Source organism: Virgibacillus sp. DJP39 (assembly GCF_049310925.1).
Classification (GTDB): Bacteria; Bacillota; Bacilli; order Bacillales; family Amphibacillaceae; genus Virgibacillus_F.
Window position 1 is genome coordinate 1 of sequence record NZ_JBMERP010000098.1, and the last position, 10739, is coordinate 10739.

Annotated in this window: 14 protein-coding genes; 13 read left to right on the forward strand and 1 reads right to left on the reverse strand. The window is 36.5% G+C overall.

Annotation, left to right across the window (positions count from 1 at the left end; translation table 11 throughout):
* The 8 genes from ACOI1D_RS19285 to ACOI1D_RS19320 form a co-directional block, all read left to right on the forward strand.
* Positions 1–1200, forward strand: a 1200-nt coding sequence (locus ACOI1D_RS19285) for an FtsX-like permease family protein (protein WP_422503566.1), incomplete at its 5' end; no start/stop codon positions are given.
* A gap of 82 nt (positions 1201–1282) precedes the next feature.
* The gene (locus ACOI1D_RS19290; protein WP_422503568.1) at positions 1283–1462 is read left to right on the forward strand and encodes a hypothetical protein; all 180 of its coding nucleotides are present in this window, start codon (positions 1283–1285) and stop codon (positions 1460–1462) included.
* Between the two features lie 657 nt (positions 1463–2119).
* Positions 2120–2695 carry a hypothetical protein gene (locus tag ACOI1D_RS19295; protein ID WP_422503569.1) on the forward strand — a complete coding sequence of 192 codons (576 nt, stop codon included), beginning with the start codon at positions 2120–2122 and terminating at the stop codon, positions 2693–2695.
* Positions 2696–2750: 55 nt separating this feature from the next.
* On the forward strand, positions 2751–3350 hold the full coding sequence (locus ACOI1D_RS19300) for a hypothetical protein (RefSeq protein ID WP_422503571.1): 600 nt from the start codon (positions 2751–2753) through the stop codon (positions 3348–3350).
* Positions 3351–3734: 384 nt separating this feature from the next.
* Complete coding sequence (locus tag ACOI1D_RS19305; protein WP_422503573.1) at positions 3735–4082, forward strand: PadR family transcriptional regulator; 348 nt, start codon at positions 3735–3737, stop codon at positions 4080–4082.
* Positions 4060–4929, forward strand: coding sequence for a permease prefix domain 1-containing protein (locus ACOI1D_RS19310; protein WP_422503574.1), 870 nt, complete (start codon positions 4060–4062; stop codon positions 4927–4929). The genes ACOI1D_RS19305 and ACOI1D_RS19310 overlap by 23 nt, the downstream gene beginning before the upstream one ends.
* The gene (locus ACOI1D_RS19315; protein WP_422503576.1) at positions 4926–5348 is read left to right on the forward strand and encodes a hypothetical protein; all 423 of its coding nucleotides are present in this window, start codon (positions 4926–4928) and stop codon (positions 5346–5348) included. Before ACOI1D_RS19310 ends, ACOI1D_RS19315 begins: the two co-directional genes overlap by 4 nt.
* A gap of 124 nt (positions 5349–5472) precedes the next feature.
* Positions 5473–6030, forward strand: coding sequence for a GNAT family N-acetyltransferase (locus tag ACOI1D_RS19320; RefSeq protein WP_422503578.1), 558 nt, complete (start codon positions 5473–5475; stop codon positions 6028–6030).
* A gap of 82 nt (positions 6031–6112) precedes the next feature.
* Here the strand turns inward: ACOI1D_RS19320 and ACOI1D_RS19325 are convergent, their stop codons facing one another.
* On the reverse strand, positions 6113–6637 hold the full coding sequence (locus tag ACOI1D_RS19325) for a type 1 glutamine amidotransferase domain-containing protein (protein ID WP_422503579.1): 525 nt from the start codon (positions 6635–6637) through the stop codon (positions 6113–6115).
* Between the two features lie 168 nt (positions 6638–6805).
* Here ACOI1D_RS19325 and ACOI1D_RS19330 point away from each other — a divergent pair, with 168 nt between their 5' ends.
* From ACOI1D_RS19330 to ACOI1D_RS19350, 5 genes are all read left to right on the forward strand, one after another.
* Positions 6806–7216 carry a secondary thiamine-phosphate synthase enzyme YjbQ gene (locus ACOI1D_RS19330; RefSeq protein ID WP_422503581.1) on the forward strand — a complete coding sequence of 137 codons (411 nt, stop codon included), beginning with the start codon at positions 6806–6808 and terminating at the stop codon, positions 7214–7216.
* Positions 7217–7448: 232 nt separating this feature from the next.
* Positions 7449–7994, forward strand: coding sequence for an RNA polymerase sigma factor (locus ACOI1D_RS19335; RefSeq protein ID WP_422503583.1), 546 nt, complete (start codon positions 7449–7451; stop codon positions 7992–7994).
* Positions 7991–8431, forward strand: coding sequence for a hypothetical protein (locus tag ACOI1D_RS19340; protein ID WP_422503585.1), 441 nt, complete (start codon positions 7991–7993; stop codon positions 8429–8431). Before ACOI1D_RS19335 ends, ACOI1D_RS19340 begins: the two co-directional genes overlap by 4 nt.
* A gap of 2 nt (positions 8432–8433) precedes the next feature.
* A complete protein-coding gene (locus ACOI1D_RS19345) occupies positions 8434–9513 on the forward strand; it encodes a hypothetical protein (RefSeq protein ID WP_422503587.1) in 1080 nt (359 codons plus the stop codon).
* On the forward strand, positions 9510–10181 hold the full coding sequence (locus ACOI1D_RS19350) for a hypothetical protein (RefSeq protein WP_422503589.1): 672 nt from the start codon (positions 9510–9512) through the stop codon (positions 10179–10181). The genes ACOI1D_RS19345 and ACOI1D_RS19350 overlap by 4 nt, the downstream gene beginning before the upstream one ends.
* Positions 10182–10739: the final 558 nt, after the last annotated feature.

Genomic DNA, 10739 nt, shown 5'->3' on the forward strand with positions numbered 1-10739 from the left:
ATTATGGGTGGAAATAGTATTTCGTCGATTCGTATTAAAGTGGATGGAATAGAAGAACTCGGCTATTCCTCACAAGAAAAATTAGAGTCAGTTAAACAGAAAATCACGGAATTAACTAGTTTACAAGTTACAATCACAAGAGGTTCTTCCCCGCAACCTGTTGTTACAAAAATTGTTAACAATGGTACAACAGAGGGATGGATGGAAGATTCGTGGATTAATATAGGTGCTGCAATCACCATTTTCAGAGAATCTACTCTCGGTTATTCAAGTGTACTAATAGCCGTTCTCTTAATTGGAATTATGTATGTGTTAGCAACCTCCTATGTTTCCTTCTTAACAAATAGGAAAGATTACAGTATTTTTCTAGCTTTAGGTTGGCGTACAGGAATGTTGCGTAAAATGATTGTTTTAGAAGCATTTTCTTATGTGGTTTTAATCAGTCTTTTAGCGCTAGCAGTAGAATACGTTCTATCTCTTAACGGAGCTGATTATAATGCAACAAAAGTTGGCTGGGTCAGCTTAACTTCATTTTTGATTTACGGTTTTGGTAGTATACTTCCGCTAGTTCAAGTGGGTAGAATTAAACCATATCAAGGGATTAAGACTGGGGAAATCAGGGCTAAATCAAAACGATTGTTGAAAAATGAATCGATGGTTGGATTAGTAATCAATCAAGTGATGCAGCGACCTGGACGAAACTTACTGTCTATTTTGGCTATTGCGCTCCCATCAACATTACTATCGTTTTACCTATTTGTATCCATTCGCTTGGATGGAATACTTTACACTTCCTATTTAGGTGAATTTGTAGCAGTAGAAGTGAATGAATCGCATTATTTCATAATGGCTGCGGCTTTTTTTGTTGGCGTATTAACAACGGCTGAAATGATGTGGCAGAACATCGTGGAACGTCAAAATGAACTTGCCTTATTTAAGTCAATTGGTTGGAAGAATAAGACAGTGGGTTTTACGATTATTTTGGAAGGTGCATTAATCGGCTTTCTCGCTGGATTAGTTGGTCTAGTCTTATCGATGTCTTATATCGGTATTATGTATCAAATCTTTCCGTGGGAATCGATAACTATCTTATCATTAACCATTTGTATTCCAACACTAATTGGAATTATCGGGGCAATTATACCAGCGACTAAAGCGTTAAGAACTAGCCCATATGAAGTTTTAAAGGAAAGTGCTTGAATATACAAATAAACAGTAGTTCGCAGAATAGTCAGTTGACTTATTCTGCGAGTATATAGTATTTCACCAGGTGAAAGAGGATGTGGAATCATTTCAAATGAGGCGTGTAGCGTTCACCGTAGAGAAATTGGAAAGAGATAATGAACCGATCATTGAATGGCAAGTTTATAATAAAGCAGGACTTAATAAGTCCGTTTCAAATGAAGTGAAAAGGTTGATTTCATTAAAAGTAACGGAATATGATACCGTTCGGGCGAAATAATTGCTTATTAACCATTTAGTACCCGACTTTTTTGTAACAAGGAAATTTTAGCAGTACCCGACTTTGTTTTCTGTGAATCAATTCACAAAACGTAGGAATGCGGGTTCAAGCGTTTCATAGTACCCGACTTTTTTGTAACTGAACATAAATGTGTCGTAAGTTGTAAACTATTTTTTCACCCTTTACTCTGATAAGGAGTAAAGGGTTTTTTATATGGTACCGTTAATAGTAACCATTAATGCAGGCGTTTAAATCAATTTTCTCAAGCGTTCATTATAAGATTACACAACTTCCTGACAAAAGAATTCAACAAGCGAAATTTTTACTAAATAGCCTTTTTTCTTCAATAAACGAGCCATTTGAAGGGAAAAATGCCCTTGAAACTTTAATGGTGGTTGAGCCGTATATATAAAAAGGAATAGTTATCAAAGTTATATGAACGATTGGAAGATTAAACCTCTATGGACTATACCACAATTATAATTCTTATCGTTTTGGGGTTGTTGCAGATGCTCTTGTCCTTGAAAGATGGGGATGGAATAAAGATACTTCCACCTCTTCACAAGATTCGTTGTAGTGTTGAATAGACACAGATATGTGCTAATAGTGTTAGGTTGTGGGTAAGTAGAAATAATTGACAGTGAATGGAGGGAATATATGGAGTTGACTGATTTAAGAAAAATGAGAGGGAAACAAATTGCAGTAACAAATGGTCTTATACTAACATTATTAACAATCTACTTCGTTATGATTAGTGTTCTTGATGTAACATTTTCAGTGCTTTTTTTAATTCTTGGAATTAGTATACTGATCCAAGCAATTTTAGGATTTTTAAAGAGTGACTCCACAAAATCATTCATTCCTATTTTTGAACAAGTAGCAAATTATGAAAAACAAAAGATGGGAAGAGAATGGAATAAACAGCGGAGAATGGGTTTTATTTGGAACTTAATATTAAGTGGTTTAATGTTCATGCAATATTATTTCAGTCGTGGCTCAACAGATCATGTTTTTCAAATCGATTTTACTTTTATGTTCGTAATTACTTTAATCGCATTAGGTCTGATAAACATTAGTTTATTTCTTCACATTAGAAAGGTTGATCGCTCAACTTCAGAATTGGATATGAAAGGCTACACGTGGAAATCATCCCTTGTAGCTGTTGTTGTGGGAGTTGTCTTAGCAGTAGCATCAATTGCTTTCATCATGTTTTACATACTTTCAAACCTTTAACCATCTAACATTTTGATTGGAATACATGTTTTTTAGAGAAAAGTGGTGATTAAGATTGAAATTATTTATGGATATCCTATTTTTAACTGTTATCAGTTACTACAGCTATAAGTTTATTCAGGTCTTAATGAAAATGAAGAAAGATGTTATTTTGCCAAAAACGGTAGAAGAGATTGCGGCTATTAGAAAATACCCTCAAAAAGTAGCAGATTCCTCGACCTATTCTAAACAAAAAGTAGGGATAATTGTATACTCTATTATGCTTCTATTTGTGGTAATCATGTTTAGCTTAGTAGTATTTATAAAAGGGATTAATTGGTCTTTGTATCCATTGATGATTCTCCCTCTTATCAATTCTCCTAATCTCCTAAATTTATTTGCGGTAAATGGTGATGGCGTGCTTTGTGGAAGCCGCTTTGTTGCCTGGAAGAAAATAAGGTCGTTTCAATTTATCCCTATTGATATAAACCATAGATATTATGGAGCTTCAAAAGATGTTAAAGATAGGTATGAATTGAGAATTAAGGCAAAATTTCATTTCATAAGCTGTTTAGTTACTACAGATGAAATGAAAGAGAAGCTGAACAAGGTTTTAAGTGAACATGTAGCAGTTAATGAAAAAGAGTCGGCATTAAAGAACCGGAGTGATAAGTAAATGGATAAAGTTTGGATTGGATAACTACTATATACAAAGGCATAAGCTCAATCAATCTTTAATAATCGGAATATACATTGTGCATGGAATGGTTTCCTAATCATGTAAATGAACATGAAGATGATACTTATAGATTTTTGTATAATACTCTAATCAGGATCGGGAGCGTACCGTTGGTATGTATTCTCGATTCTTTTTTATTTGGAAAACACGTAACAATTCCAATGTGATAATGCGTGAGTTGATGTTAGGGGATTTGTAATGCAAGTATCTAAAATCAACAACTGTATCTGGATTATAATGAAAAACAGTTGATTTTTTCACTACATAGTATTACGATATACAGTAAGTAGTAATACGATGTAGAAAAGGAAGGTGCATGAAGTGAGAAAAACTGAATTGTTAAAAGGGAGTACGAGTATTATTCTGTTATCGTTACTTACGGAAAAAGAAATGTACGGTTATGAAATTACCGAGAATGTCCACCAGGTTAGTGAAGGGTATTTGAGTTATAAGGAAGGGACGTTATATCCAGCTTTGAAACGACTTGAGTTAGCTGGTTTGGTAGAGAGCTATTGGCAAAAATCAAGTGATGGACCACGCCGGAAATATTACCGAATTACGATTGCAGGAAAAAAGTCACTATCTGATCAGAAGCAAGAGTGGGGTCTGTTTCAAAAAGTCATGCATCGGATTGTGGGTGATGTGAATGTCAAAACAAGTATCGATTAAAGAGTTTGATAGTTATATTAAGAAAATTACTAAAGAATTACGCCTAGATGAAATAGAAAAGAAAGAACTAGTGGAAGAATGGAAACAACATCTTTATGATCATTATGATTCACTTCTCAGGGACAATGTAGATGAAAAGGAAGCAATTCAGGCTGTGATTGACCAATTTGGTCCTATTGAAATGTTGCAGGAAGAAGTAAATCAGACTTACCCAGGCTCCATGAAAAATCATTTAATTAAAGAGGTGATTATCGGAATTATTTGCATAATCGCAAGTGTTATCGGACCAGGTTTACTAATTGGAGCATACTTTCAACCGTATTTTATTCTTGCACCAATCCAAGCTTTAGTAGTGGCTTATATTATCCATCGGTTTATTATAAAAAAACAAACCTATTGGATGTTTTCCGTTATTGGATTCATCCCTATATATGTCATATTCTTGCAGTTTCTAGCTCAAATGTATGGCGCACCATTAACTTTAGAGCTTTACCTCAGTGAAATCTTCAGCTTAGATTGGGATCGTTTAGCAGGACTTAATGGACTTTATGAATTCCCTACACTACATATGTTCTGGTACATCATTTTATTAGCTCAATTGGTCGGTGGTAACAATTATGTGCCTGTTTGGAAGCGAATGTGTAATGCTACGTTTCATTACTGGTCGATGCTTTTAATTGCGTTAGTTATTGCTAGATTTCAATCGAGTGCTGAGTGGTCTGTTATATCCATGAATGTTATTCTTTTGTATGCCTTTTTACAGCAAGTTATCTCTAATCAACAATTCATTCAATGGAAAGAAAGGATAAATCGGTTGGTTACAAAACCAAAGGGGAGACAAAATTGAATCGAATTAAAAAGAGTGCCTTTCCGTTTATTGTAATCGTGATCCTTGCTCTGTTTTTTATCGATTTTGGCAATAGAGAGATCGCTTATGAAATCGTTAGTTATGACCGTTTATCTGATGAGTATAAGGAAGATTTTCATCTCATGGGACCAGGTGGGACGGGAATGTTTTCGCATAAAGGTCATACTTACGCCGTTATTTTAACCGAGCCAGATGAACAAGTCGCTGTTGAATTTGTTGGTAGAGAGGCCCCAATGCAAGGCTATGATGTGAAATATAGCCTGCAGCCAAAAAAGACTGATGGAGAAGCTGTTATAATAGATGGAACACATGGCACATTCACTCCTTATATTCTTAAATTAGAAAAGGAAGTGTCTCCTCCGTTTGGTTTTATCAATACAAATACAATGGATAAGTAGAAAATATGTGACAAAAAACAATTGAGCAACATGGTCAAATGGTTTTTGTTCGTAAATATATATTTTAAAAATAATGTTATACTACATTTGTGGTTCGTATGAATGGAATAATGGAGTGGGTTATATGATGGATTTAGGAAATAAACCGACATTGGTGGGGAAAAAGATTATTTTAAGACCTTTTAATGTAGTAGAAGACTTCCCTTATTTAGAAGAATGTTTAAAGGACGATGAGGTTTTAGAATTTACAGGAAGCTCACCCGAATTCAATAGAGAAGATACCATTAATTGGTATAAGACCAGAAATAAGCCAACGGACCGTCTGGATCTAGCCATAATTGATAAATCCAATAATATTCTGGTTGGGGAAGCTGTGGTGAATTCATTTGATGAAACAAATCAATGCATGAATTATAGAATCCTTATTGGGCCGAGGGGTAGAAATCAAGGGTTCGGAACGGAAGCAACTCAACTAATGCTTGATTATGTATTTAATCATACTGACCTGAATCAACTAACATTGAGTGTTTTTGCTTTTAATCCCAGAGCATTAAAAGTATATGAAAAAGCTGGATTTGTTATAGAAAGTGTCGACAAAAATGATTTAGAGTTTGAAGGTGAATGGATAGATTCCATTAACATGAAGCTGACAAGGGGAAATTGGATGAGACTGTTGGGTTAAAGGTAGCAGTTTACAAAAGGTTGACATGCGTGTGTAAATAAAATTGGATTTCCCCACGATAAAGTACGGGGGAAATCCAATTCTACTGTTCAGCTAGTTTGTCAGCAAATGCCTTTACATAGGGTGGCAGATCTGGCGGGCGTCGGCTTGATATGATATGACCATCAACGGTAACAGCCTCATCAATCCACGTGGCACCTGCATTTGTCATGTCATCTTTAATTCCAGGTGTACTGGTTACTTTTCGTCCTTTTAAAATATCGGCGGAAATAAGTACCCAACCCGCATGACAGATTTGCCCAATTGGCTTTTCTGTTTGGTCCATTGTCCGAATAAACTCCAATACCTCAGGGTAGCGCCTTAACTTATCCGGTGCCCATCCTCCCGGAACAAGAATTGCATCATAGGCCTCAGCCTTAACGTCAGAGAATGCATATGCCGATTCTGCTGGCACACCATACTTCCCAACATATTTCTTGTTTGCCTCTTTTCCAACTAAATGAACGTCGGCGCCTTCTTCCTGGAGTCTTAATATAGGGTACCATAACTCCAAATCTTCAAAATCATCTTCCACTAGTGCAATGACTTTTTTATCTTTAAGTCGCATACAAGCACCTCCTTATAGTTTCTATTCTTCTATTGTAACAAAGGGAGAATTCAAATTCGATTTATAGTCTAAGCTAGTGATTCATAACTGTGCTATGAACGTGTTATAGTAGTTTTCAGGCGAACCTGAATGGGAACACTATCTATAACCTTTAGACAGGAGAGAGAGATGTTGAGCAAATCGTTATTTACGTTTGATATAACAACTAATGAAACGCAATCTTTTACCAATTTGGATCACTATTTAGATGAAGCGATAACGAATAGTGGTGTACAGAACGGAATCATGGTTGTTTATTGTCCGCATACAACTGCGGCAATTACAATAAATGAAAACGCAGATCCGGATGTGAAAACAGATTTAAAGCTAGGTCTGAATCAAACTTTTCCTAATAAGAATGAGTATGTTCATATGGAAGGAAATTCGGATGGACATATGAAGTCATCTGTAGTTGGTGCTAGCGAAACGTTAATTATTTCTGAAGGAGAGTTAATCCTCGGTACATGGCAGAGTGTTTATTTTTGTGAATTCGACGGGCCCAGAAACAGAACCTTTCATGTAAAGATAATAGAGGGGTAAGCTAAAAAAAGGCTTAAGTGAATAAGAATAGAGAACCTTTGGATTTAATTACACCACATACGCTGTGGTGTTTTTTGCTGTCAGAATTTATAAAGTTACTTTACCAGGTTAGAAGGAAAAAGCCTTTACAAAATAGAATGGATAACTATAACTAAAAAGTCACAAAACTGTAGGGTTTGTTCGTATAATATCGTCTACTATATTAGTAGGCAGGAAGGGGGGAAGAGAAAGTGTGGATGAAACACTAATTGAAAAGGTAAAGAGTGGAAACGACCACGCTTTTAGACTTCTTGTTGAAAAGTATCGAATACATATATACAAAAGTGTTTATGCAGTTCTTCGCAATCACAAGGATACAGAAGACGCAGTACAAGAAGTTTTTTTGAAAATCTATCATGCTCTTCCCCAGTATAAGAATCAGGGGTTTAAAACATGGATCACAAGAATAGCAGTGAACCACGCGATTGATAGTAAGCGAAAACACATTCGAAGACAAGAAGATATTCAGATTGATAATGAATCTAGCAATCTGAATGTCTCGCAAACAGATAGTTTGGAGCAAGTGGTATTAGACAATGAAATGAAGCGGCTGGTCAGGAATCAGCTGAACGAACTTCCTGACAATTATCGTGAGGTTATGATTGGTTATTACATAAATGAAAAAACCCATAAGCAACTAGCCGAAGAACAACAGGTTCAAATTAAATCAATTGAAACAAAGTTATACCGTGCAAGGCAGTGGATAAGAAAACATTGGAAGGAGGAGGATTTTTCATGAATCATGTCTCATATGAGAATTGGAGCAGATATGTGAATGACGAACTGGAAGAAAAGGTTCGCAAGCAATATGAAGACCACCTCTACACGTGCGACCAATGTTTAGTAGTTTATTCAGAGGCTGTTAAAGCGGCAGACATTCCAATACCATTATCGACAACGAGTGAGATGATACTAGATGGATTGATAAGTGAAAATCTCGAACTAGGAAACTCAACGGGAAAAACTAGTTTCTTTCAAAAAGCTGGATTTCATTATTTCGTGGCAGCAGCAATGACGATCATACTGATGTCATCAGGTGTTTTCTCACAACTAATAAATGTGGTAAATGAATTTGAGTCGCTTGATAAAAAAGAGTCCTCCATTGTGTCAGGACTCATGGATAAATCATTTTCAATAATTGATCGAGTTGAAATAGGATCGAAGGAGGAAAATTAAACATGAATAAGAAAAATCCGATTCTGGCATTTTTATTAGCAATTTTTCCGGGTGGCGGTTTACTGTACTTAGGAAAATTACGAGGTATCTTTTATACAATCGTAGTTTTCGGATTACCTATTATGGCGATTGTTGCTCGCATTGTCTTTGGTTACTATTTTGATATATTACAGGTATTTCTGGCTGTAGTTGCGCTACTTTTATATATCGTTAATTTTATTGATACGACTGTCACAGCTTCAGGTCTTCTTAAGTCTAAAGTTAACGAGGAGTCAGGCGCTACTGTACAAAACATAGAAACGGAGCGGTTCTTTACAATTATATTGTCATTTGTTCCAGGTCTGGGTCATTTTCAATTAGGCCTTGTAAACCGGGGGCTTACTATTTTAGCAGCGTTTCTGGGTTTGGGCGTAATGGTAGTATTTGTCACAGCTGTTTCAGGCCGAGATGAGTTTCTTGTATTTCTGGCATTCCTGCCGATCATTTGGGTATATGGTTTTTTCGATTCCATGCAACAACTGACAAAAAAACAAAAGGGTGAAGAACTTGTAGACCGTTCCATTCTAGAAGATTTAGAAATGAGACAGGAGGATGGGAGAAAGAGTAAATCAATTGCCATTTTTTTATCGATTTTTCCTGGTGCTGGGCATCTATATCTTGGTATGCAAAGGCGAGGGGTTCAGTTAATGGCAGCCTTTCTCTTTTCAATTTATATTCTTGATGTGCTAAGACTTAGTATCTTTCTCTTTTTAGTACCAATCATATGGTTCTATAGTTTCTTTGATGGTTTACAACGTGCATCAAAGCATGGAAAGGAACCTATCGATGATACACCAGTTATATCTTACCTGATTAATCATCAAAAATGGGTGGGGATTGGTTTAATCGTTTTTGGATCGTACTACTTATTAGAAAATATAGTAGTTCCGGCAGCGGCACCATTTCTCGGGCAATTCTTTAATGTTGACATCACTTATTGGTTCAGCAGTTATTTCCAAACCGCTGTTGTTTGCGTCTTGCTTATTGGCGGTGGAATTAAACTTTTAGCTGGAACGAAGAAAAAAGAGGGGGATACAGAATGAGGACGTGGCGTGTAGGAAGCATTTCCATGGGTGCATCACTCCTTCTCTTGGGATTGCTGTTACTTTTTACTCAACTTTTTCACATAGAAGCCTCCTTAGCTTTGTTAACATGGTGGCCTATAATATTAGTTATCCTTGGTGTAGAAATTCTGTTATATCTTTTATTTTCAAAGCAAGAAAAACCTAATGTAAAATATGATTTACTTAGTATCTTATTTGTTGGGATTATTGGGATGGCAGGTATTGGTTTTACAATTTTTACAGCAACAGGAGTTTTGGACAAATTTAATGATTGGACCACGATGGAATTAAAAACAATGGATCTCCCTGAATATGAAAATGATATTGGCAAAGATATTAAGCGAGTTGTGGTAGATGAGGCATGGCAAGGGGTACGCATTGAAGATACAAAAAATGAGGTGGTAAGTATATTTGGTACTTATCATGCCCAAACCCTAGAAGATAAGAAACCAATTACATCCGTTCAGGATTATTTATTAATCAAAGAAGTAGGGGATACATTGTATGTACAATTTAAGCCAGTACACACCCTTTCCCAACCTTTTCAGGATAGAGTTGATATGAATGCCACCCTAGTTGTTCCATCTGATTTAAAGGTGGAAGTAATCAGTGAACATAACGATAGTATTGTATCGGTAAAACAATAGTCATTAGTGGGTACAGAACAAGGCATTTTTCATAAGTCAGTCGCAGTTGATGGAAATTGCGACGTAGTGAAAACTACGGAAATACATTCCGTGGGAGCTCCTCATGTTAAGGAATCAACCGTTAAACGAAAGTATCAACCGTCGCTGCGGAGTCTAACCGATGCCTTTCCTCACGTAGGAATCACTGTTTTTCCTTCGCTAACATGATGTTTAAATAGCACTTTATAGCTCATTCACTATTACGATAGTTGCTTGGAGCGGAGGACCGTTGACTCCTGCGGGAACAGCACGAGTCCGAAGACCCCGCAGAGTGATAGATGGTGAAGGCCGACTAAAACCGTCCTTTGCGGACAACATCGGCATACCCCTTGTCGGGGCAAGGGGGCTGAGGCCGTGCCCGCGGAAAGCAACGGTACGCAGCGAAAAACAACTCAGCGCTTACGTCGCTGTTTATAGATTTCGTGTCAAAAACAACAATCTTTTAGATACAGTTGAATAGATAGCACAAAAAGCTGGAAGGATAAATTCTTCCAGCTTTTTGTATGGGTCTAAAACTAG

What these genes read in the sequence shown, in the direction of transcription:
- ACOI1D_RS19320 (WP_422503578.1), top strand. Translation starts at nt 5,473, where the DNA reads ATGATGGATTTAGGAAATAAACCGACATTGGTGGGGAAAAAGATTATT.
- ACOI1D_RS19295 (WP_422503569.1), top strand. Translation starts at nt 2,120, where the DNA reads ATGGAGTTGACTGATTTAAGAAAAATGAGAGGGAAACAAATTGCAGTA.
- ACOI1D_RS19345 (WP_422503587.1), top strand. Translation starts at nt 8,434, where the DNA reads ATGAATAAGAAAAATCCGATTCTGGCATTTTTATTAGCAATTTTTCCG.
- ACOI1D_RS19350 (WP_422503589.1), top strand. Translation starts at nt 9,510, where the DNA reads ATGAGGACGTGGCGTGTAGGAAGCATTTCCATGGGTGCATCACTCCTT.
- ACOI1D_RS19330 (WP_422503581.1), top strand. Translation starts at nt 6,806, where the DNA reads ATGTTGAGCAAATCGTTATTTACGTTTGATATAACAACTAATGAAACG.
- ACOI1D_RS19310 (WP_422503574.1), top strand. Translation starts at nt 4,060, where the DNA reads ATGTCAAAACAAGTATCGATTAAAGAGTTTGATAGTTATATTAAGAAA.
- ACOI1D_RS19340 (WP_422503585.1), top strand. Translation starts at nt 7,991, where the DNA reads ATGAATCATGTCTCATATGAGAATTGGAGCAGATATGTGAATGACGAA.
- ACOI1D_RS19325 (WP_422503579.1), bottom strand. Translation starts at nt 6,637, where the DNA reads ATGCGACTTAAAGATAAAAAAGTCATTGCACTAGTGGAAGATGATTTT.